At 63.7% G+C, this 23694-nt stretch carries 15 protein-coding genes and 1 other RNA gene; 5 read left to right on the forward strand and 11 right to left on the reverse strand.

The window, feature by feature from the left end:
• Both VGP39_RS24030 and VGP39_RS24035 read right to left on the reverse strand, forming a co-directional pair.
• Window positions 1-1176: RNA polymerase sigma factor (locus VGP39_RS24030; RefSeq protein WP_327570591.1), on the reverse strand; the 1176-nt coding region annotated here is incomplete at its 3' end.
• Between the two features lie 120 nt (window positions 1177-1296).
• The gene (locus VGP39_RS24035; protein WP_327570592.1) at window positions 1297-1647 is read right to left on the reverse strand and encodes a YciI family protein; all 351 of its coding nucleotides are present in this window, start codon (window positions 1645-1647) and stop codon (window positions 1297-1299) included.
• Window positions 1648-1794: 147 nt separating this feature from the next.
• Between VGP39_RS24035 and rnpB the strand changes: the two genes are divergently transcribed.
• An RNA gene (gene rnpB / locus VGP39_RS24040) (RNase P RNA component class A) lies at window positions 1795-2246 on the forward strand.
• A gap of 331 nt (window positions 2247-2577) precedes the next feature.
• On the opposite strand, the gene VGP39_RS24045 is transcribed toward rnpB, so the two are convergent.
• From VGP39_RS24045 to VGP39_RS24060, 4 genes are all read right to left on the reverse strand, one after another.
• Window positions 2578-3516, reverse strand: coding sequence for a homocysteine S-methyltransferase family protein (locus tag VGP39_RS24045; protein WP_327570593.1), 939 nt, complete (start codon window positions 3514-3516; stop codon window positions 2578-2580).
• Window positions 3517-3799: 283 nt separating this feature from the next.
• Window positions 3800-5602 (reverse strand): ABC transporter ATP-binding protein, encoded by a 1803-nt coding sequence (locus VGP39_RS24050; RefSeq protein WP_327570594.1) that lies wholly within the window; start codon window positions 5600-5602, stop codon window positions 3800-3802.
• Between the two features lie 440 nt (window positions 5603-6042).
• Window positions 6043-7536, reverse strand: coding sequence for an MBOAT family protein (locus VGP39_RS24055; protein ID WP_327570595.1), 1494 nt, complete (start codon window positions 7534-7536; stop codon window positions 6043-6045).
• A 198-nt stretch (window positions 7537-7734) separates the two neighbouring features.
• Window positions 7735-8676, reverse strand: coding sequence for a hypothetical protein (locus VGP39_RS24060; protein WP_327570596.1), 942 nt, complete (start codon window positions 8674-8676; stop codon window positions 7735-7737).
• Window positions 8677-8961: 285 nt separating this feature from the next.
• On the opposite strand from VGP39_RS24060, the gene VGP39_RS24065 reads away from it, so the two are divergent.
• The gene (locus tag VGP39_RS24065) at window positions 8962-10644 is read left to right on the forward strand and encodes a thiamine pyrophosphate-binding protein (protein WP_327570597.1); all 1683 of its coding nucleotides are present in this window, start codon (window positions 8962-8964) and stop codon (window positions 10642-10644) included.
• Window positions 10645-10831: 187 nt separating this feature from the next.
• On the opposite strand, the gene VGP39_RS24070 is transcribed toward VGP39_RS24065, so the two are convergent.
• The 3 genes from VGP39_RS24070 to VGP39_RS24080 all read right to left on the reverse strand — a co-directional run bounded on the left by VGP39_RS24070 (window position 10832) and on the right by VGP39_RS24080 (window position 15476).
• Window positions 10832-11821, reverse strand: a complete 990-nt coding sequence (locus VGP39_RS24070; RefSeq protein WP_327570598.1) for a tripartite tricarboxylate transporter substrate binding protein — start codon at window positions 11819-11821, stop codon at window positions 10832-10834.
• Between the two features lie 718 nt (window positions 11822-12539).
• A complete protein-coding gene (locus VGP39_RS24075) occupies window positions 12540-14129 on the reverse strand; it encodes a DHA2 family efflux MFS transporter permease subunit (RefSeq protein ID WP_327570599.1) in 1590 nt (529 codons plus the stop codon).
• 54 nt (window positions 14130-14183) lie between these two features.
• Window positions 14184-15476, reverse strand: a complete 1293-nt coding sequence (locus VGP39_RS24080; protein WP_327570600.1) for an HlyD family secretion protein — start codon at window positions 15474-15476, stop codon at window positions 14184-14186.
• 177 nt (window positions 15477-15653) lie between these two features.
• Here VGP39_RS24080 and VGP39_RS24085 point away from each other — a divergent pair, with 177 nt between their 5' ends.
• A complete protein-coding gene (locus VGP39_RS24085; RefSeq protein WP_327570601.1) occupies window positions 15654-16295 on the forward strand; it encodes a TetR/AcrR family transcriptional regulator in 642 nt (213 codons plus the stop codon).
• 24 nt (window positions 16296-16319) lie between these two features.
• Here VGP39_RS24085 and VGP39_RS24090 read toward each other — a convergent pair whose 3' ends face one another.
• Complete coding sequence (locus tag VGP39_RS24090) at window positions 16320-17573, reverse strand: extensin family protein (protein WP_327570602.1); 1254 nt, start codon at window positions 17571-17573, stop codon at window positions 16320-16322.
• Window positions 17574-17902: 329 nt separating this feature from the next.
• Window positions 17903-21373: an autotransporter outer membrane beta-barrel domain-containing protein gene (locus VGP39_RS24095; RefSeq protein ID WP_327570603.1), complete on the reverse strand. Its 3471-nt coding sequence runs from the start codon at window positions 21371-21373 to the stop codon at window positions 17903-17905.
• A gap of 636 nt (window positions 21374-22009) precedes the next feature.
• On the opposite strand from VGP39_RS24095, the gene VGP39_RS24100 reads away from it, so the two are divergent.
• Both VGP39_RS24100 and VGP39_RS24105 read left to right on the forward strand, forming a co-directional pair.
• Window positions 22010-22270, forward strand: a complete 261-nt coding sequence (locus tag VGP39_RS24100; RefSeq protein WP_327570604.1) for a DUF4177 domain-containing protein — start codon at window positions 22010-22012, stop codon at window positions 22268-22270.
• Window positions 22271-22595: 325 nt separating this feature from the next.
• Window positions 22596-23279, forward strand: coding sequence for a L,D-transpeptidase (locus tag VGP39_RS24105; RefSeq protein ID WP_327570605.1), 684 nt, complete (start codon window positions 22596-22598; stop codon window positions 23277-23279).
• The last annotated feature ends 415 nt before the right edge of the window (window positions 23280-23694 follow it).

The raw sequence follows: 23694 nt of genomic DNA on the forward strand, positions 1-23694 counted from the left end.
GGTGGCGGCCAGGTAGCCCTCGCGCGCGGCGTCGCGCCGGCCCAGCCGGCGCAGCAGGTCGGCGCGCACCGCCGGCAGCAACGCGTAGCCGTTGAGGCCGCCGCGGGCTTGCAGTGCATCGATCAGATCCAGCGCCCGCGCCGGCCCATCGACCATCGATATCGCCGCGGCGTGATTGAGCTCGATCACCGGCGACGGGCTGATCCGTAGCAGCACTTCGTAGAGGCCCGCGATCTGCGGCCAGTCGGTGTCCTCGTAACTTGGCGCCCGCGCATGCAACGCGGCGATCGCCGCCTGCACCGCGTAGGATTCCGGCCGTCCGGGTCCGCGCAAGGCGTCTTGCACCAGCGCCAGGCCCTCGGCGATCTGCTGATGGTCCCACAATGCGCGGTCCTGCTGCTCCAGCAGCACGATATCGCCGCCCGCGGTTGCGCGGCCGGCGCGGCGGGCGTCGTGCAGCAGCATCAAGGCCAGCAGTCCCTTGATTTCGCTCCCTTGCGGCATCAGCGTGTCGAGCAGCCGGCAGAGCCGGATCGCTTCCCGCGCCAGGTCGGGGCGCATCAGATCCTCGCCTGAGGTCGCAGCGTAGCCTTCGGTGAAGACGAGATAGATCACCGCGAGCACGCCGCGCAGCCGCGCCTGCAGCGCGTCGCGGCCCGGCACCTCATAGGGAATTCCGGCAAGCCGGATCTTCTGCTTGGCGCGGACCAGCCGCTGCGCCATGGCGTCCTCGCTGAGCAGAAACGCGCGCGCCACCTGCAAGGTGGTCAGGCCGCACACCGTCCGCAGCGTCAGCGCGACCTGAACCTCGATGGCGAAGGCCGGATGACAGCAAATGAAGATCAGCCGCAGCATGTCGTCATCGAGCGTCGCATCGTCGCAGGCATCGCCGGCATCGGGCGCGGCGAGTTCGATCTCCCGCAACAATTCATCCTGCTTGCCGCGAAACGCGATTCTACGGCGGATGCGGTCGATCGCCTTGTTGCGTCCGACATTGACCAGCCAGGCACGCGGATTGGCGGGCCGCTCGCCGGCCGGCCATTTCTCAAGCGCGACCGCGAACGCGTCCTGCAGCGCGTCCTCGGCGAGATCGAAATCGCCGACCAGGCGGATCAGCGTCGCCAGCGCGCGAGCCGCCTCGCCGCGAAATACGGTCTCGATGTCGGTGGGAGTCATGTGGTTACATCATCCGTCATTCCGGGATGCGTCTCTTGGCGCAGGCCCGGAATCCATAATCCCAAATCGTGGTTATGGATTCCGGGTCACGCGAAGGCGCGTGTCCCGGAAACGACGAAGTCAGCTGTAGACCAAAATCGGCCTGACCTCGATCGAACCAACCTTGGCGCCGGGTATCCGCGCGGCGATGGCCAGCGCGGCATCGAGATCCCTGGCCTCGACCAGGTAATAACCGCCGAGCTGTTCGCGGGTCTCGGCGAACGGGCCGTCGGTGGTCAGGGTCTTGCCGTCGCGGACGCGCACGGTCGTCGCGGTGCTGGTCGGCTGCAGCGCGTCCCCGGCCTTGAAATTGCCGCTCTGGATAATGGACTGGGTAAACGCACCGTAGTCTCCGCCCATCTTCTGGAGGGCCGCTGCGTCCATCTTCGCCTGCTCGGCCTCGTTCCGGTAGATCAGTAACAAATACTGCATCGGTAGCTCCCTTTTGTCGGCGACCTTCGCCGACACCCAGTCGAACGGGCCAAACGCAAAACGACATTTTCAGGATAAATTATTTTGACCGCCGATGCGGGCTCTATCGGCTTGACCTGACCGCGTTCAGCCCCCATGGCTAAGACGTCAGTCGGCCGGACGGCCGCTCCCGCTATGGTCGAAAGGCTGCGGGGGAGGAAAGTCCGGGCTCCATCGACATACGGTGCCGGATAACTTCCGGCGGGGTTTTTCTTAGCGCAAGCGGGGAGCGCCTTAGGGACAGTGCCACAGAGAACGAACCGCCCGCCTTCGCCCTTCGGGCTTCGGCGAGGTAAGGGTGAAAAGGTGCGGTAAGAGCGCACCGCGCTTCCGGCAACGGAGGCGGCATGGCAAACCACACCGGGAGCAAAACCGAATAGGGACGGCAACGCGGGTTCGTTCGCGCAAGCGAAAACACCGCAGGGCAATGTCAGGCTCGCCGTCCGGGTAGGTTGCTCGAGGCAATGTGCAAACATTGTCCCAGAGGAATGGCCGTCACGTATCGCTTGGCGCAAGCCGGCGGTGCCCTACAGAACCCGGCTTACAGGCCGGCTGATGTTCTTAGAAATGAGGGGTTCGGCGCAACCACGCCGGACCCCTCGCCAGTTTCATGTCCCGGACGCGGTGCGGCATTCTTCATGCCGCTCTGCAGAGCCGGGACCGTACCAACACAGAACCGTCATGGCCGGGCTTGACCCGGCCATCCATCTTCTTCGCAAGACTCTTCGAAAGAGGGATGGATGCGCGGGTCAAGCCCGCGCATGACGAGAGAATTGTGCTCGTTCCGGCCCCGGCTCTGCAGCGCACCGCTTCGCAAGAGCACCGTGCTGCGCTGCGTCGGGGCACGCAGTCAAGCCTCCGCCGCCAGTTGTAACAGAGCGAGCGATCGGCCTATGAAACAGACACACACGCATCGCAGATCGCGGATATGTGCCGATGATCGGTACCGCAACATCCGCCGAGGATCGACAGCCGGGGCAGGCGCCGGCGCAACTCCCGGTATTGCTGGCCGAGTTCTTGCGGATTGCCGGCGTCGAGCTCGGTTGCTGCATCGAGTTCCGCGTGACTTTGCCGGGAAGCGTTGGCTCTAAGCCCACGCACTCTGCCGGTCCAGCCGGCGCCGCTTGAAAGCACGCCATCGAAGTGCGTCGGATGCGCGCAATTGACCATGTAGTAGGCCGGAGCAGCACGCGTGACCCGGTCGACCGTTTCGATCGCGGCTCCGAGCGTGTCGCCCGACGCAAGTTTGCCATCGGTTTCCACGGTAAAGGAGATCACCGCCGGAATGTCATTGGCCTGTGCCGCCATGGCGATGCCGGCGGCCTCCTCGACATAGTTCATGGTGATAGCACTCACCATTTCGACGCCCGCGTCGCGAAAGGTTTCGATCTGCGGACTGTGATAGGCGCAGGCTTCTTCCGCGGTCATTTTCGTATCGACCCGGTAGCCGTCGCCGCGCGGTCCGATCACGCCATTGACAACGATGGGCGTGGTCGATGTCGCAAACTTGCCCTTGATGTCCATCGCGAAGAGCGTCGCCTTGCGATTCACATCGGCAAGCTGTTCCGCGGAGTAGCCGAGCTTTGCTCCCCAATCGGTATTGGAACGCCACGTAGGAGTGTCCAATACGAACCCGATCCGGTGCTTCAAGGCCGTGCTAATGAACGGCTCGAAATAACCTTCAAGTTTTCGCCGCCCGACTGGATCGAGCAGAAGGGGAAAGGCTGCGAAACAGGGCAACTCGACGCCTTCCAAAAAGACCAGCGCGGTCTCCAGGCCGCCGTCCATAAGGAAGACAGACCCATCGAGCTGCGGCAAAACGGAAGCCATGGCAAACCCTTGCGACACAATGAAACTCGCCGGTCAAGTCGGGATTCAACCGGCCGGCATGATCGATAGCAGCCCGCGGATTTGTCAACGCAGCCAACAGTCGCACGGCGCGGCGCAACACGCCGGACGCTTCGCCGGTTTCGTGTCCCGGACGCGGTGCGGCATTCTTCATGCCGCTCCGCAGAGCCGGGACCCCGGTTCTAACGCCACCTTACCGGGGCCCCGGCTCTGCAGCGCACCGATTCCGCAAGAGCTACGCGCTGCGTTGCGTCCGGGGCACGCATTACCCCGCCGCCGAGCTGCGATCGAACTCGAGCACCTGGCGCTCGAACAGTCCGCGATAGATTCCGCCCGGGCGTTTGGCCAGCGCGGCGTGATTGCCCTGCTCGACGATGTGGCCGCGATCGAACACCAGAATGCGGTCGAGGCTGCGCACCGTCGACAGCCGGTGCGCAATCACGATCGAGGTGCGGCCTTTCATCAGCCGCTCCATCGCCTGCTGGATCAGCGCCTCGGATTCCGAATCGAGGCTCGAGGTCGCCTCGTCCAGGATCAGCACCGGCGCGTCGGCAAGGAACGCGCGCGCCAGCGCCACGCGCTGCCGCTCGCCGCCGGACAGTTTTACGCCGCGCTCGCCGACCAGCGTGCCATAGCCCTTCGGCAGCCGCAGGATGAACTCATGCGCATTGGCAAGCCGCGCGGCCTGCTCGATCGCAGCCTGGCTGGCGCCCGGCCGGCCATAGGCGATGTTCTCGGCCAGCGAGCGGTGAAACAGGATCGGGTCCTGCTGCACGATCGCGATCTGGCCACGCAGCGATTGCTGCGTGGCCTTCGCGATATCCTGACCGTCGATCAGGATGCGCCCGCCGCCGACATCGTAAAGCCGCTGCACCAGTTTGACGAAAGTGGTCTTGCCGGAGCCGGAGCGTCCGACCAGGCCGATCCGTTCGCCGGCGCGGATGTCCACCGACAGCCCGTCATACAACGGCGTGCGATGACCGCCGTAATGGAACGTGACATCCTCGAACACGATTGCACCGCCCTGGATATCGATCGGCACGGCGTCGCGCGCGTCCGCGATGCCGATGGCGACGTCGTGGATCGCCACCAGTTCCTCCATGTCGTTCACCGAACGCTGCAGGTTGTTGAGGTGGAAGCCGAGATCGCGCAGGTAAGCGTGGATGATGTAGTAGCTGGTCAGCACGTAGGTGACGTCGCCCGGCGAGGCGCGGCCCGCCAGCCACAGCAGCAACGCGCCGCCGATCACAGACGCGCGCAGGCACAGCAGCACCGAAAGCTGCGCCAGTGCGGTTAAGTTGTAACGCATCCAGGTCCGCCGCACACGGGTGCGCCACCGGCTGATGACGCGCGCCAGCCGGGCGTCCTCGCGGTCCTCGCTGCCGAACGATTTCACCACCGCGTTGCAGGTCAACGCATCCGCCAGCGTGCCGCCGACCCGCGTGTCCCAGGCGTTGGAGACGCGGGCGGCCGGGGCGATGTAGCTGGTCGAGAATACGACCATCATCGGAAGGTAGACCACCGCGCCGGCGCCGATCACCAGCCCGAGCGAGGGCCAGTGCAACCCGAGCAGGATCATCGAGCCGAGCAGCACCATCAGCGACGGCAACAGCGCCAGCAGGATGGTGTCGTTGAGCAAATCGAGCGCCCACATGCCGCGGGTGATCTTGCGCACCGTCGAGCCGGCAAAGCTGTTGGCGTGCCAGTCGGTGGAGAACCGCTGCACGCGCATGAAAGCATCGCGCGACACGTCGGACATGGTCCGCAGCGTGAACGGCACGATGGCGCGCAGCCCAATCAGGCGCAGGATCACCGAGATGATGCCCAGCGCCACGATGGCGCCGAAAGCCACGAACGCGGCGCGGCGCGCGGCCAGGTCCGAGGCACCTGATGCCATCGCATCGACGAGGTGTCCGGAGAACAGCGGCATGAACAGGTCTGCGACGGTCGCACCGAGCAGGCTGCCTGTGACAACAGCAGCACCGGCCGGCTGGTTGCGCCAGTGGCGAAACAAAAACGGCAACACCACGCGAATCGCGGCGGGGCGCTGGTTCAATTGAGCGGTCATGGCGTCATCCGGCGGCGCTCGCGCGCACGCTGGCTCCATCTGGGTTGACGCGCGAGCGGCAAAAGCCGAACCCACGCGTCGTTGAAAAATGCTTGTAGCGACTGGAGGTTAGGAGAATCGGGCACCAGTCCCGATCGATGCTGATGGAAGCGGCCCTCAGAGGGCCAGACAGGCGTCCAGCATGCGCATCGGACGCGAGGGCGCGATCTGCGAATACACAATAGTCATGCAAATCTCCCCGGTTCGAGCAATGAGGCAGGGCTTATAGCTGCGTCGCGGGAGTTTTGCAAGGTGGCCTTCCGTGCCCCGGACGCAGCGCAGCGCGTAGCTCTTACGAAGCGGTGCGCTGCAGGAGCCGGGGTCCCGGTTGCGCGAGCTAAGTAACGGGAGTCTCGGCTCTGCGGAGCGGCATGAAGAATGCCACCGCGTCCGGGAAGCGTTCAGAACTGAAAATACAAAAATTCCAGCCGCTGCCACATCCCGAACAGCGAGATCGCAAAGGCGAGCGCGGTGAACAGCGCCCACGCGCCGTTCGGCCGCCAGCGCACGAAGGCGCGCCGCTCCGGCGCGCGGCGGTATTCGCGGTAGCGGAACAGTTGCGGCACGTTGGGCAGGCTGAGCGCGATGGCCAGCGCCAGCGCGACGATGCAGCCGCCGATCAACAGCAGCGACGGCTCCCCTACCAGGATCGGCAGATCCATCACGCGCAAAATCCCCGGTGACACATAGGCGGAGCTGCCGGCCTCAAAGCCGAACAGGCTGCCGAGCATCTGCCACGCGCCCGCCGGGGTTTTGGCGCGGAAGAACACCCAGGCGATGACGACGGCGAAGAACGTGACGGCCCAGGATAGACCCCTCGCCGGCATCGATGGCTGCCCGCCATCGCCGCGCCACGCGCGCCACAGATGATTGATGCAGAGATAGATTCCGTGCAGGCCTCCCCAGATGACAAAATTCCAGGCAGCACCATGCCAGAGTCCGCCGAGCAGCATCGTCACCAGCAAATTCTGGTAGCGCCTGATCTCACCGAGCCGGTTGCCGCCGAGCGGGATGTAGAGATAGTCGCGCAAAAACCGCGACAGCGTGATGTGCCAGCGCCGCCAGAACTCGATGATCGAGGCGGCCTTGTAGGGCGAGCGGAAATTCACCGGCAGGCGGATGCCGAACATCAGGGCCAGCCCGATCGCCATGTCGGAATAGCCGGAAAAGTCGAAATAGATCTGCAAGCTGTAGGCCAGCGTCGCCAGCCACGCCCATTCCGTCGTGACGCCGCCGCCGGCATCGAGATGCGCGAACACCGGCGTGACGAACTGCGCGAGGTTGTCGGCGATCACGACTTTCTTGAACAGCCCGGCGGCGAAGATCGCAAGGCCCCGCGCCGCCAGCACCGCCGAGCGCCCGGTGCGGCCGCGCTTGAACTGCGGGATCATCTCGGCGTGATGCACCAGCGGCCCCGCGATCAGATGCGGGAAGAACGACACGAACAGCGTGTAGCTGACGATGTCGCGCTCGACCTTCGCGCCGCGCATCACGTCGACCAGATAGGCGATCTGCTGGAAGGTGAAGAACGAGATGCCGAGCGGCAGGATGACGTTGACGAACGGCAGCGGCGTGCCGGTCAGCGCCGTCAGGCTGTCGAACAGGAAGTTGGTGTATTTGAAATAACACAGCAGCGCGAGATTGAGCGCCACACCGAGCGTGCCGATGCTGCGGCGGCGCAGCGGGTCCTCCATCCTGAGCCCGAGCCAGAAGTTTACCCCGATCGAGGCCAGCAGCAGCAACAGATAGATCGGCTTCCAGGCGCCGTAGAAGATCAGCGACGCGCCGGCCAGCACCATAATGCCCGCGCGCGGCGAATGGCGGCGCGCCGCGGCAAACGCCAGCGCCGTCACCGGCAAGAACTGAAACAGGAACGTGTAGGAGGAAAACAGCATCGGGCTTCCTTACCTCTCCCCGGAGGGGAGAGGTCGAAGCCGGAGCGCAGCGGAGGCTTCGGGTGAGGGGTCTGTCCACGCATTCAGGACTCGCGGCTGCCCCTCACCCGGATCGCATCTTACGATGCGATCCGACCTCTCCCCTGCGGGGAGAGGTGAAAGGAAGCTTGTGGCGATTCGATTAAACGCCATCATGAGCTAACGCTTCAGCCGGGACACAAGATAGCGCGTGTAGATCGGAACGCCGGATGCGTTGACATGCATCTCGTCGGCATAGTTGCCTTGGCTCAGTCCAGGCACCGACGGAATGTTCAGCACGTCGAAGCCGCAGCGGCGTCCGGCGTCGGTGACCAGCGCAACGACCTGATCTTCCTTCTCGCGCCACGCGGAATCGCGGGCACGGTCGTAACGCGGCGCCCATGGCGGCACCACGACGGTGAGGTTTCGCGACAACGCCACCATGTCGCAGAGCGCACCGATCTCGAACCGCGCTTTCGGCCCAGAAAGATTCCAGTTGGCGTAATGCGGATGGCTAGCGATCTCGGCGGCCCATTGGTCGTCGCGCTGGGTTCGTGGAATCACCGTCAGCCCGAAGCCTGCCGGCTGCGCTCCGTCGGCCACATGCTGCTCGGCGGCAAGCCGCGCACTGAATGCTTCGCGGATGAAGCGGATCAGCGTGCCGACCCGCAGCGGCAGAAATGAAGTCATCTGCTGGAACACGCCAAGCCGCGCCGCCACGTCCTGCGGATACACCGCCGCCGATCGTACGCCCTCGTTGAACAGGAACGGCGCGACGCTGACCACCACCTGCGCGTCCTTGAATCGCTCAGGCTCGCGCCGCATGGCGGCCAGCAGCGCCAGCGGTTCGCCGGCGTCATAGGCGATGTTGACCGCGGCTCCCGCGGGCTTGCCGATCAACTGCGCGGCGAGCCCGGCATCGACCTGATAGACGGTGCGGCTCTCGCCGCCGAAGATGAGTTCGGGCTTGGATTGCAGCAGCGGCAGTTTTATCGCCAATAGCTGTGGTACGTCGTCGTGGACGCGGTTGGCCACGGCCAGCAACCCCGCCAACGCCGCGAGCCACGCCAGCAACGTCAGCGACAGCGCGAGCGCGATCCAGCGCGCGGAGGCGGACTGCACGTGCGAGGGGGGTGCTCCGGAAGCGATGAAAAGAGCGCGCATCATGGCGCTGGTTCAAGCATGAACCGCAGGGGCAGACAATATGAGCAGTCCGTAGGGCGGATCAGCGAAGCCTAATCCGCCGCACCGATGCACACCGATGCACCAAGATGGCGGGTTACGATTGCCCACCCCGCCCTGCAACTGGAGTTATTTCCATGGAGGCTCTGAGCCGGCACGCATTGACTGAGCGTCGCCGGGCATGATTGTTGGACCAGATCTCCTCAAAATCCGAGTGCCGCGCCCATGCCCAAGCTCTATGAAGCCCTCGCAGAAGCCTTCCTTGCGGAAGGAGTCGACACGCAGTTCGTCCTGATGGGCGACGGCAACATGCACTGGTGCACCGCCTTTGCCAAACTGCCGGGGGTGCATACGGTCCACGTCAGGCACGAGCACGCGACCGTAGCGGCAGCGACAGCCTACAACGTGGCAACCGGCAGAATCGCGGTTGCCTCGGTCACGTGCGGCCCCGGCGTGACCCAGTTGATGACGGCGCTGCCGGCCGCGGTTCGCGCCCGCCTGCCGATGGTGGTGTTCGCCGGCGAGTCGCCGATCAACGCCAAATTCTACAATCAGGCGATCGACCAGGCGCCACTGGTGACGTCGACCGGCGCAAAATACATCGCGGCGCACAGCCTGCCGCGCATGATGGACTATGTGCGCGAGGCCTTCCATCTCGCCAAGGTCGAGCGATGCCCGGTGGTGCTCGGCGTTCCCTATGACCTGCAGAAGGTCGAATACATGGCTAACCAGCCCTACGAGACGTCGGCGATGTATCAGCCCAAGGTCGGGCGGATGTATCCCGATCCCGAGGTGGTGACTGAGGCGGTCGAGCGGCTGGCCGCAGCGAAGCGGCCGATCATCCTCGGTGGCCGTGGCGTGTTGTGGTCCGGCTCGCGCGACGCGATGATCGAGCTCGCCGATCGCTGCGGCGCGCTTCTCTCCAACACGCTGCCGGCACGCGGTCTGTTCCACGATCACCCGTTCGGGCTCGGCATCACCGGCAGCTATTTCACGGCGCTGGGCAAGGAAATCTATGAGCAGGCAGACGTCGTGCTCGCGGTCGGAACCAGCCTGTCGTACTACGTCGGACACCGGGCCTTCTTTCCAAAGGCGCTCAAGATTCAGCTGGACGATGCCCCGCGCGGCCTGCGCGATGGTCAGGCGGCCGCCGACCTCTACATCCGATCGGACGCGCTGGTCGGCGTCGAGGCGATCCTCGCCGGCCTCGACAACAAGCTGGGCATTGGCAAACCGACGGCGGCGGCGATACGCTCGAAAGAGCTCGCGCACCGCATCGCGACCGAGCCCGCGGATTCGGAAGCCTTCGACATCGAGCCCGGCGTACTGGACCCCCGCGCGGTCGTCGAAGCCATCGACAAGGTCGTTCCCAAGGATTGGGACGTCGTCGTCGGCGGCGGCCATCAGGCCTATTTCCCCGCCCAGATGGTTGGCAGGCCGGCGGAGCGCTACACGACGGTCCGCGAATTCGGCGCGGGCGGTAACGGCCTGTGCTATGCGCTCGGGGTTGCGGCTGCGCGCCGGCAGGGCAACCAGGGAAAGATCGTGCTGTTCGAAGGCGACGGCGGGCTCTTCTTCAACATCCAGGAACTGGAGACGCTCAAGCGTCAAGGATATCGCATCCTGATCTGCGCGATGAACGACGGCGGATACGGCTCGGAGTTTCACAAGCTGCGCGCCGACGGCATCGACGATCACCTGGCTGTATTCGGCCGGCCGCCGCTCGAAGCCATCGCACGCGGCTTCGGCATGCGCGGCCACGAGATACGCGACCTATCGGTGATCCCAAAACTGTTCGCGGACTTCGTAGCGCAAGGGACCAGCGAAGTATGGAATATCCAGATCTCGGATCAGGTCACCGCCCCGGTGATCCGCCAGACCATCAAGCGCGGGCATGGGAATATGTGAGCATTTCGACAAGTTGCGTAGGGTGGGCAAAGCGGCCGGGCGCAACGCGTCCGGCGGCGTGCCCACCGAATCAGTTCGAAGATGTTCGATTAAAAATGGTGGGCACGGCGCCAGGAGCGCCTTTGCCCACCCTACGGACTGTGCCTGCCGTTTGCACGAAACGAATGAGGTAGATTTTTCGCCCCAGTCAGTCGAGCTTCAGCTCGAGCGACTTAACCACCGGTGCCCAGAGTGCAACGTCGGCGGCAAGGGACTGGCGGAATGTTTCGGGATTTGAATCGAGTGGGGCTTCCATACCCGCGTCGATCAACATCTGTCTATAGGCGGGTTCGGCGACCGCCATGCGCGTCGCCTGCGCAATCTGTTCGATTATTTCGATCGGGGTCCCCGCCGGTGCGAGCAGCCCAATAGAGCCCGTCACGGTCAGGCCGGGGAAGCCCAGTTCACCCGCAATGGGCAGTTCAGGCGCCGCGATGAGATGCGTGGGACTCGTGACCGCAAGAACCCGCAGCTTGCCGGCCCGATGCAATTCGAGCACCTGCCCGGTCACACCCACGATGCCGATGGGAATTTGTCCGGCGACCAGGTCCGTGATCGCCGGCCCCGTTCCCCGATAGGGTACCTGCACGATGTCGGATGTTCCTGTGAGCGATTTGAACAACTCACCGGTCAGATGCTGGATCGTGCCGACACCGGCATGCCCGTAGGACAGCTTTCCGGGATTGGCCTTCGCGTAAGCGATGAGTTCGTTGAGGCTCCGAGCCGGCACCGCAGGATGCACGGCAATACCGAGAAAATACAGCGCCGCGCCTGCAATCGGAACCAGGTCCTTGACCGGATCATAAAGCGGCCGGCTCTTGAGCAGGGTCTCGTTGACGTGCGTCTGGGTCCCGCCGAGCAAGATCGTGTAGCCGTCAGGCCGGGCGCGCGCGACGGCGGCCGCACCCAGCGAAGAGCCGCCACCACCGATGTTTTCGACCACCACAGTGCCCAGCAGCGGCTTGATCTTATCCGCCCATGGACGTCCGATGGCGTCGAACGCACCGCCCGGCGCGAATGGAACCACGAGCCGGATTGGTCGCGTCGGATACGTTTGTGCGACGGCCGTGCGGCAGATGGCTGGCAGCGCGGCACCGCCCGCAGCAAGATGCAAGAATGCGCGGCGGGAAAGTTTCATGACGGTCCCCAAGCGTTGCTGCGCGAGCAGGCGCGCACAACTGGTTAACAATGAAGCTGTGACGCCCGCCGACGCACTAGCGCCGCCTGTTGCAATGTCCGGAATTTCGGTCCGCTCGGTTGGCAGCTCTCCAACAAATACTACACTGATTTCCGGAATGGCTGAAGGGGCGCGATGGCAAACTCTGGGCAGCAAGCGTAGCGCGCGCGAGCGCAGCGACACCCGGGCTAGTGTGCGCGCGTTGTCGGATGTCGCGGAGTTTATCATCGGGTGCGCATTCGCGCGACCCGTTGGCTCATGCGGGCTACGCTCGCTTGCCTCGTTTTCGCCGCAAGACTCCTCGCGCGATGTTCGAGCCATGCGCAAAACGCCGCTCCGGGCGCACGTGCTTCGCTGCATTCGAATTTAGTGACGCTCCGCGAACAGCGCATCGACCACGCACGCTGCCGAACCTCGCATAACTGCCTCATGCGGCGATTGAATCCGTCGCGTACTGATCGCCGCTCGATGCTTGTCGCGCTTGAACCTTTCGACCTACTGTATTTTTTGATCGCGGCGAAGCGCCAAAAACCCGCGAAGCGGCGGTGATCGCCGCAATTCGGTCGCAACGCGCCTGAGCTTTGCCGCAAGACTCGCGGCTTCAGGCCGCTCCGGCACCGCCTTAAATGTGACGTGTGCCAAACCCTGAATCAGATCCGGTTTCGGCCACTACGGATACCTAATGCGCCGGCTCCGGCGACGAAAGCATGTTCGGCTTCTTCAGCAGCAGCACCATCAGGCTGAGACCGAAGTAAAACACCGTCAGCATGAAGAAGGCATCGCCATAGCCCATCACCACCGCCTGGCGATGCACGATCTGGGACAATTGCTTCATCGCCATCAGCGATGCGTCGCCCATGCCTTGAAATTTCTGGGTCAGCATGTTGAGGGTTTCGGTCGCGGTGGTGTTGCCCCACGTCACCCGGTCATGCAGCCGCGAGATGTGCAGGTCGGTGCGCTTCTCAAGCACAGTGTTGATGATCGCAAGGCCCACCGCGCCGCCGAGGTTGCGGGTGAGGTTGAACAATCCGGACGCGTTCTTCAACAGCTGCGGCGCAAGCGTGCCGAGCGCGACGTTGTTGACCGGGACCATCGCCATCATGATGCCCACGCCGCGCAGCACCTGCGGTATCAGCAACTCCCAGAAATCGTACTCGCGGGTAATCCCAGTCATCATCCAGGAGCTCAATGCGAATATCAGGAGGCCGGTCGCGATCAGGATCCGCATATCGACCTTCTGCAGCAACCGGCCGATGATCGGCGCGCTGAGGAACATCGCAGCACCCGTGACGAACATGGTTTCGCCGATCATCAGCGCACTGTAGCCCCGCACTTCCGCGAGATAGCGCGGATACATGTAGGTCAGGCCGTAAAGGCCGATGCCGACGCAGAACGAGATCAGGCAGCCGATCCCGAAATTGCGGTCGGCAAAGGCCCTGACATCGACGATCGGCTCGCGCACCGTCAGCGCGCGCCAGAAAAAGATCGCAGCCGAAATCACGCAGACGATGGCAAAGGTGAAGATCGACTGATCCTCGAACCACTCGTTGCGCGGTCCTTCCTCGAGCACATATTCGAGCGAGCCGAGGAAGCCCGCCATCGACAGCAGGCCCCACCAGTCGAAATGGTCGAGCAGCTCGAAATTCGGCTTGTCGAAATCGACCAGCGCCAGCACGCCGATGGTCACGCCGATGCCCGGAACGATGTTGATGAAAAACAGCCAGTGCCACGACATCGCGTCGGTGATGAAGCCGCCGACGGTGGGGCCGATGGTTGGCGCCAGCGTCGCCACCAGGCCGATGATCGGGCCGACGATATGAAACTTGCTGCGCGGAAACACCGAATAGGCCGATGCGAACACCGTCGGGATCATGCCGGCACCGACGAAGCCCTGGATCGCGCGCCATACGATCATCTGCTCGATGGTCGACGTCATTCCGCAGGCGATGCTCGCCAGGGTGAAGCCGGCGGCCGACAGCGCAAACAACAACCGAGTACCGAGCGCGCGCGACAGAAAGCCGGACATCGGGATCGCGATCACCTCGGCGATCAGATACGAGGTCTGCACCCACGCGACTTCGCTGCTGCTGGCCGAGAGCCCGGCCTGGATGTCGGCGAGCGAGGCCGAGACGATCTGGATGTCCAGGATCGACATGAACATCCCGAATACCATGATCAGAAACGCCCACAGCCGACGCGGCGGAATGCGCTCGGAGTCCGCCGCGGCGGCGTTCATCATCGACGGCGTTGCTGCGGCGGCATCAGCCATGGTCAGCTCAAGTGAAAACGCGTGCGATCAGGGCACGCCGCCTGAGGCTCAAATCTATTGCGGCTTGACCGCGTCCGCCGCGTCGAGGTCGGCTTCGCTGTCCGCATCCTTGGCGCCGCTACGGGTATCGACGGTGACGTAGACCGACATGCCTGCGCGCAGCAGGTTCTGTTTGGCGACATCCTTGGGCACGCGGACGCGCACCGGCAGCCGCTGCACGATCTTGGTGAAGTTGCCGGTGGCGTTGTCCGGCGGCAGCAGCGTGAACACCGAACCTGCCGCCGGCGAAATGCTGTCCACCACACCCTTGAACTTGCGGTGGCCATAGGCGTCCACCGAGATCGTCAGCGGCTGGCCGGGACGGATGCGCCTGAGCTGGGTTTCCTTGAAGTTGGCGTCGATATAGACATCGTTGAGCGGCACCACATTGCCGAGCCGCTGTCCCGCCGCGATAAAGTCGCCGGTGTTGACGAGACGGTTGGAGAACGTGCCATCGACCGGCGCGCGGACAGACGTGAAGTCGAGATCGCGCTGGGCCTTGGCGAGCGACGTCTGCAATTCCGCGAGTTGCGCACGGGCCTCGTCCTGCTGCGCTTTGGTGACTTCGACGCTGTCGCGCGCCGCGCTATAGGCGGCCTGCGCCGATTGCACCGCCGCGGCGCCCTGGTCGCGGCCGGCTTGCGACTGCTCAAAGGTCGCCCGTGACGCAAATCCCTTGGTGCTCAGCGCCTGCTGGCGATCGAAATCGAGATCGGCACGTTTCAGATTGGCCTCCGCGGAGACGAGCTGCGCCCTCGACTGCTCGGCCGCGCTTTCCATCGCCCTCACCTGGCGGCCGATGCGATCGATGGTCGCCTGCTGGGTCGCGATCTTGCTGCGCGCGGCGTCCACGGCGATGCGATAATCGCCGTCGTCGATTCCAAAGATCACGTCGCCGGCGCGAACCAGAACGTTGTCGCCGGGATGAATTGCCGCGATGTGGCCGGATACCCGCGCGCCGAGCATGGTGTTGTTGGCGCGGACATAGGCGTCGTCGGTGGAGACGTAGAAACGCCCGACCAAGGTGTAATACGCACCATAACCGGCGGCGGCGAGCGCGAGCAGTGCGACGATCCCTATCGGGATGAATTTGCGCTTGCGGAATTTCGGCGCCGCGGCGGCGGCTGGTGCGGCGGCCGGCGCATCGGTTGCCGGCTGGTCGATTGCCGGCGCATCCGGCGCGCGACGCGATGGGGGATCATCCGACGGCGCGGCGCGGCGTTGCTCGTCAGGCGCAGTACGGGCCAACTCACCCGCATCCAGTTCGGAGCGGATGATACGGGCGGCCTGGTCTCGCGCTGCGGCCACTAAAGGCCTCCTGATTACGATCGCGCAACATAACGCAATGCCCGACCGGGCGCGCGGCGTCGCGGTCCGTCAATTACCATTGACCGAACGGTTCGGTCAAGGTATATCTGCCGAAATAAAGCACATCCCCTTCCAAGGCGTTTCGGCGGGGGGGTTTTTCGGAAAAGCGCTGAACAAATGCCTGCATCCACGCGCGCAACGCTTTCTCTGGTCGCCGACGAAGACAGTTCGAAACGGCGTCAGATTCTCGATGGCGCGCGCAAGCTCTTCATGGATTTCGGTTTCGACGGCGCCAGCATGGGCGAGATCGCCCGCGCGGCGGGGGTCTCCAAGGGCACGCTGTACGTCTATTTCGCCGACAAGAGCCGGCTGTTCGAGGCCATCGTCGAACAGGAAAGCCTCGAACAGGGCAAAGTGGCATTCAACTTCGATCCGGCGCGGGACGTCACGACGACGCTGATGGATTTCGGCCAAGTCTACATCCAGTTGCTCTGCAGGCCTGGCGGCGGATCGGCAACGCGCACCGTGATGGCGATCGCCGAGCGAATGCCGGAGGTCGGCCGGCGCTTCTACCAGAACGTGGTGGCGCTTACGATCCGCAGGCTGGCCGACTATCTCGATGCGCATGTTGCGGCCGGCGATCTTGCGATCGATGACTGCGAACTGGCGGCGACGCAATTCATGCAGATGTGTCAGGCGACGCTGTTTCAGCCGTTTATTTTCCAGGCCGCCCCCGCGCCATCGGCGGAGCGCATTGCGCATGTGGTGGAAAGCGGGACGCGGATGTTTCTCGCAGCCTATCAGGTCAAGCCCGCCTGAAGCGGCTTTCTGCCGTGTCCCGGTCTAATCGTCCAAAAATTCGTCTTCTTCATTGACCCTGGACCGGTGCGACAGCTTGTGCCGTCCGCCCAGCGATCCCGTCACAGAAAGCTCGCGGCTCGCATAGGAGTTACCCCGCGACCGGCGCGAGGCGATCTCCTCGCCCGACACTGCGGCCGGCTGGCAGATGAGGCGGCGGCTGGCGCGGCGCATCAGGTCGACGTGGATATGATCGTGATGTTGAGCGTTGGAGCCCGGCGCCAGCACCGTGTTGAATTGCTGGCACGCAGCACCCTGCACGTCGCGCAAAAAACCCTGCTCTTCCGGCATCCCGTGCCAGCCGTTCTTGACGGTGATGCGCCGGCCATCGGCCAGCGTAAACGCCGCGATGTCCAGCGCGTTACCGAAGGCGTGCTCGGAAATATGCGCGCGCGAATTGCCGTTCATGCCGCGGCAGGAATAGGCGGAGATCTGCTTGATCTCGACCACCCGCACGCCGAACCAGCGCATCGCCGCAGGCTGCACCGAGTCGGCGAGCCAGCGGTCGAGCGCCGAGACGATCGGGCACGCCAATGTCGCCGTCGGCGTCACCACGACGGCGCCGAATGCATTGACCGGGTCGCCTCGCGACGGGCCGAGCCGCGGCAGCGCCGGAACATCTTGCGCTCCGCCCACGGCAGGCCCGCCGCCATAAGAAGGCGGCGCGGAATGGCGGTCGTTCTGGGGATAGGTCTCGACACGGCCGGCGGGCGCGCCGTATCGGGGCGCATTCATCGGCGCGAGCTCGGCCTCGCGAGCGCCATCGGCCGGCAGCTCGATCTCGCCTTCCTCCGGCGCCACGCCGGGCGCGCTCAACGAGATCGGTCCGTTCGATCTGCCGCCATAGGCCGGCTGCCGGATGGCGGCTTCCGGATAAGGGGATGCCGGATAGGACGACACCGGCGCGGCGGGTTGCGGCCGGGATACCGGCCAACGTGGCTGGTCGCCGCCGATACCTGCGGGAGGCCGCAACGCATCGGCAAACCCGAAACTGCCGCTGCCTTCGCCGAGCGCCGCGACTTTCAGGGGATATTCGGCGCCGCAGACGCCCGGGCCTGAAATCGGGTTGATCCGCACCAGATCGGCGCTCTCCTTGACCGCGCCGGATTTCAGGCATGCGACCTCAGCCTCGGCCCGCCACGGTTCGCGCTCCGCCGACTGAAAAAAGCCGCGGCCGCAACCTGCTAGCGAAACGAGGACGAAGGAGCCGACGAGATACAAACGAACTCCGCGCGTCATCCGCGCAGCTTGATCGAATTTATTTAAGGACTCTTCAACGCGTTGATTTTACGAAGTTTTAACCACCGTTCCCGCTGTGGGAAATCGGCAATAGACAGCAAGGCTGACTTTTTTGGCCCGGAACGATTTGCTAGCTTCATGGTTACAGGGCAGTGACGTTAACCAGGGAGCGTTCCCATGACTATCGTCAGCAGACTGAGCGTGTTCACCGCCTATGCTGCATTCGCCTTTGTCGGCGCAATCGTGCTCGGCGTCATCTAGCGATCAGCCCACCTTATTGCATCGAGCCCGGCGGTTCCGGACCGCCGGGCTTTTTCATGCCCCTTGCTTCACCATGCGTATCTGACGACGCCCTTGCCGGCGTAGGAGCGTGTCACACCGGAGAATTCTCCTTCAAAAGTGCCGGCGAGCGAAAAACCGTTGAGCCATTTCATCTCGACGGAGCCGGTGACCAGGGCCGAGTCGCTCGCCTGCGCGGCGCCGTTAACCACAAACGACGCGCCGGGCAGCGTCTGGAAGGTGGCGGCGATGTTGCGGTCGGGATTGAAGTCGTGCGCCCATGCGACGCGGCCTCGCAGGGTCAGAATCCCGTTCTGTATCGGATAAGATTTGTCGGTGCGGATGCCAAGTTCGCTGCGGTTATCGGTCACATTTTTCGAGTTATAGCTCAGCGCAAAGGTGTTGGCGCCGGCAATTGCCTGCTCGCCATAGGCCGGCAGGTCGAAGGTCACGAATTGTGCGGCGGCATAAGGCGTGATGCCGATGCCGCCGAGCCACGGCGTCAGGAGACGGTAACCGCCTTCGGCACGTCCCGAGAATGCGTTGGCGTTGAATTGCGCACGCAGCAGATCGGTGCCGGCGATGGTTACGGCGCGATCGGTGGTGATGTCCTGCCAGCCATAGGCCAGCGCGCCGGTGAGATAGGCTGCGCCTGCATTGTGGCGCACGAACGCGCCGGCCTGGAACAGGTCGGATCGGCCGGAGCCGAGTCCGTTGACGCTGAAATTGGTCGCGCCGCCGGCCAGCGCAAAGCCGGCCATCGTATAGGGCGAGAATCGATAATCGGCGCCGACGGCGACACCGCCGATGCTGCTCCGCGTGTTGTTCGATCCGAGCACCGCGTTGCCGTCGCTGGTCTGCGAGCCGCCATAGCCAGCCGCCCACACACTCCAGCGCTGGGTGAACGGATCGGCCATGACCGGCGCCTTGCGATAGACGGCGGCGTAGGCATCGCGTTCGCTCTTGCTGCGCGGCTTGCCATCAGATGCATAGGCGCTGGCGGGATCGGTCTCGTCGGCGAACTGCGGTGTAGTGTTCGTCGACGTTACCGGGTCGCCGCGGCCGGCGATGAACGGATCGGTGATCAAGCCCATGAACTGATGCATCGCATTGAATGTGGTCTGCTGCGTTCCCGTCGCCACTTCGCCGGAGATTTGCGTCAGGCCCGCGGGCGTCAGCCGGCCGAACACCAGCGGAATGCCGGCGTTTGAATTGAAGAAACCGACGATCGCGTTGGCGGCACTTTGCTGATTGGCGTTGAGCCCGCTGCCCGGCGGCGGGATGAAGTTCAGCGCGAGATTCAGATACGCATTGTTGCTGTCGTAGCTCAGGCTCGACGTGAAATTCGCCGGCAGATCGGTGTTGGCGAGCGTGTTGAAAGTGCCGCTGACGCCGCCGGCAGCATTGAGAATGGTGTATTGCCTGGAGACATAGGTCCCCGGCGCGAACGACGCCTTCACGGTGGCGCCGCCCAGCGTCGCGGTGCCGGTGACGTTGGTGCGGTCGGCATTGGCCGGCGACACCTCTACCATGTAGCTCGCCGCCGCCGTGAAGACGAGGTTGCCCTGCACGGTGAGCGTTCCGATCGAATTGCCCGGCGCCAGCGTACCGCCGTTGATGGTGGTGTTGCCGACCGTGCCGTTGCCGCCGAGTGTTGCGCCGGCGTTGACGGTCGTGAGCGGCGACGATGCGATCGAGCCGTTCACGCTGAGCGTTCCAGCGTTGACGTTGGTGGCGCCGGTGTAGGTGCTGATGCCGGACAGAATCTGGGTGCCATCTCCAGCCTTGGTCAGCGAAAGTGGCGAACCGGGAGTGTCGGTGACAGCGCCGCTGAATGTCGCCGTGTCGCCCGCACGCGGCGCGATCATGAGGGTCGCCTTGGCGGCGCCAAGGACGACGCCGGCGCCTGAGAGAGACTTGATTGAGTTGTTGTTGTTGATCTGCAGTACGCCGCCGGCGTCGATGGTATAAGCGGAACTCGGCGACAATGCCGTCGGGGAGTCCGCAATCAGATATACTTGGCTGCCAATGCTGGTTGGGCCGCTGTAAGTATTGTTGCCGGTCAGCGTGAGCGTCCTAAAACCGTGCTGGGCGGAATTGACTAACGTCAGCGCACCGTTCGAACTCCCGGCAGTATCGGCGATGTTGCCTCTGTGGAAGAAGTTGAAATCGTTCAGATCAACCTTGCCGCCGGGGGCGGCGATGTCAATAGCATTGAAGAACGTAAAATTCCCGCCTTGCTGCAGCGTGCCGCCATTTAAGGTCAGGGCTCCGGTGCCGAGAGGAGAACTTTCGAAGGTACAGGATGACGGTGTCGTACATCCAAGCGTCGATATCCCATCGATCCGAATGGTGCCAGCCGACAGGACAGTACCGCCGCTGTAGGTGCTCCTACGCGAAAGAGCTAGCGTGCCTGTACCATTCTGCCGAAGAACGCCACTTCCGGAGATTAGGCCATCGAAACGATAAGTGTCGGACCAGTTGAATGCGAATGTGCCGTTGTTCCGGATATCGCCGAGTACTGAGCCCGTTGCGCCACCATTGCCAAGCTGCAGCGTGCCGGCGGAAATGACGGTGCCGCCGGAATAGGTGTTGGCCCCAGTGAGCGTAAGCGTGCCAGTGCCCGTCTTGATGATTCCTCCAGTACCGGTAACAGCACCCGCGAACGTGCCATTGGAATTGGTACCGCCGGTGGTCAGGGTGGCCGAACCGAGCAGTACTTTCGGTTGCGTGCCGCTGATGGAACCGCCAGTGAGGCTTCCGATCGTCTGATTGAAGTTGTTGAGATTGAGCGTCGCGTTGCCGAGCAACAAAAAATCGGAGTTAGGTGAAAAGGCACTGGTCGCGCCAGCCCGAAGTTCCGCAAACGGCGATGACGGCGCAAAGAAAAAATCGGCGTTGCCGGAAATCGTGGTCGGGCCGGAATAGGTTGTCGATCCACTCAGGATCAATGTCTCGCGACCGCCGAACATGGTCAGAGCGCCGGATCCTGAAATCGTTCCGGAAAATGTTCGAGTGGCGGGGCTGGTGCTGCCAAACAACGCGAGACCACCGCTGTTCACAATCGTGCCGGCTCCGGAAATATTCTGGAAATCAGCTTCGGTATTTCCCGGCACCACGAAGGTAGATCCGGAGCTCATTGCCAGAAGGGAGTTAGTGGAGCCGAATAGTCCAAAGTTGAGGCCATGGCTCGGTCCGCCTGCCATCAAGGTGCCGGCAGTCAGCGTCGTATTGCCCGTATATTCGTGGACAATGTTAAGTGTAGCGATTCCGGACGTACCGATTCCGATCCCGGCGTCGCCACGCACAATTACCTGGGCGCCGGTGGTTCTGAAATCGATCGAGACCGGCTTTGTTATGCTCAAATCGCTCAATAGCGTCAGCTTGCCGGCCAAATTATCCGCGAACAAAATATTGTTGGTGGAATCGGCACTGCCATTTGTCGCGGCGATCGCCGCGCGCAGTGAGCCTGTGCCGGAATCGTTCGTGTTGGTCACCACGATGTCGAGCGCGGCGGCCATTTGCGGGAAGAGCGGGAACCCACCTAGCGCGCTCGTAACCAACAGCGCATGGCGAAGCGAAAGGCGCCTCATCAATACGAGCTTGCCCGTGCCGTGCTCCACCGAACTCATGCCCGCCCCTAATCTCGCCGCGCCCTTTCGGGCCCCATTGCGGCGCTTCCCCAGCCTCGCGCACCCAATCCTCTTCGCCGTCGACCTCGGCAGGTTGCGCTTTCTCAGTTCGCTTTACCGGAGGTTTTCGGATCATCGCAACAGGCGCGCAGGTGCAACTCGCCGAAAATCAATGGGTTGTGGTGTCACAGCAACATTATTGCGCGCGTAAGTTGTGAAAGACGGCACGCTTGGAATCTTCTCCAAAAAGTTGCAGAGGCTCCGAGCAGGCTTCCCCGCGTCGACCCACTATCGACAGCCGGGAACCACAGCTCCGTTCGCTAGCAAATCGGTCAAACTGCTTATTGCACAGCACGCGGCAAACAACCGGCTGGGCGTTTTCCCAGCCATGATCGTAGTCGCGGCCCTGGCGCTGATCGCCGAATTGCTGCTGACCATGATCGAGGACCGGTTGCTGACCGGGCGCCCGGAGACTACCGTCAACGAATGATTGCAGAGATCATGTCCTGATTTTAGGAGACGATCATGACGGAGCAAGGGTCGGCGAAGAAGAACAAGGCGCCGACCACCCAGTGGGAGTATGAAACCCTGCTGATCGGCAATGACAAGCTCGCGCTTTCGCCGGCGCTGGCGCGGGTCGCGATGGCCGGTCCGCGGCCCTGGCCCGGCACTCCATTCGAGGATGCCTTGAATGAGCTCGGTCGTGCGGGATGGGAGCTGGTCGGGATTGCCCAGACAGCAGGCAGCGCGCAGACGCTTGCCGTCTTCAAGCGGCCGCTCGGTTAGGGCTGCCTCGTGCCCCGAACACAGCGCAGCGTGGAGTTCTTGGCGGAGCGGCGCGCTGCAGAGCCCGGGCCGTAACGAAGCGCTCCCTTTGGAACGGTCCCGGCTCAGCGGAGCGGCATAAGCATGCGCACCGCGTCCGGAACACATCGGCCCCCGATTGTGTCGTCGCTGCCCGTGGCGACGAAACAATTCTCCCGGCGACGAAACCATTTTGCGCTTTTGAAGCAAACGTCCGGAAACCTGCCCCGCGTACTCATTTCGTTAACGAGGCGCCGGAAAGGCGCATTGAGTTGGCGCTCAAACAGACGAAAAACAGGGGACTACCATGCTGAATCCGTTCAAGCTGAACACCCGCCGTGCCGCCGTCGCGCTGGGCGCGCTGGCCGTTGGCGTTGTTGCATTTTCCGCGGCCGCGGGCGCGGCCCCGCTGCAGCTGTTTCCCTTCATCATGACCCCGCCGGTGCAGGCCGCGCCGCAGTTGCAGGCCCCACCGCAGGCCGACGAAGACGGCGTCGCGATCGAGTTGCCGGCGCGCCTGAAGCGCCAGGTCGTCAACTACTCAACCCGCGAAGCGCCCGGCACCATCGTCATCGATACGCCGAACACCTATCTCTACCTCGTGATGGGCAACGGACAGGCGATGCGCTACGGCATCGGCGTCGGCCGCGACGGCTTCACCTGGGCGGGCACCCAGTCGATCACCAAGAAGGCGGAATGGCCAGATTGGACCCCGCCACCGGAAATGATCGCGCGCCAGCCCTATCTGCCGCGCCAGATGGCCGGCGGCCCCGGCAATCCGCTCGGCGCCCGCGCCATGTATCTCGGCGGCACCATCTATCGCATCCACGGCACCAACGCCCCCGGCACCATCGGCACCCGCGTCTCGTCCGGTTGCATCCGCCTCACCAACGAAGACGTCGCCGATCTCTATTCCCGGGTGAATGTCGGCACCAAGGTGGTCGTGCTGCCGCAAGAGCGCCGCGCCGATCTCGGTCACGTCGTCCGCTGAAATTACGATACCAAAGCACCAGACGGCTCCGGCATTCGCCGGGGCCGTTTTCGTTTGTAGCAACCATTAAAGCGACGCCCTTTCGCCCTTGAGCATGACGCCGTGCTCGCGGCCGTCAAGGCGTGGCCTGGGAGCGCGGAGTTTGAGGTGAGGCCGACGCGACGGCCATCCTTGACGGCCACTGCGCGCGGCGTCCTTTGAGGGACAGGTCGGGACGAAGAAACGGTGCTGCGGTCGAACAAAGAAACTTAAAAGATCATGCCGTCGCGGGCACCTCGTTGCGTTGCGGCGTCTGCTTTTGCCAAGCTGTCCCGCGCGCCACCACGGTGTTGACGAAGATGAGCAGCTTCCTGGCACAGGCGACGAGCGCGCGCTTGTGCTCCTTTCCGGCGGCGATCAGCCGTTTGTAGAGCTC

Origin of the sequence: Bradyrhizobium sp., from assembly GCF_036009065.1 — a bacterium.
Classification (GTDB): Bacteria; Pseudomonadota; Alphaproteobacteria; order Rhizobiales; family Xanthobacteraceae; genus Bradyrhizobium.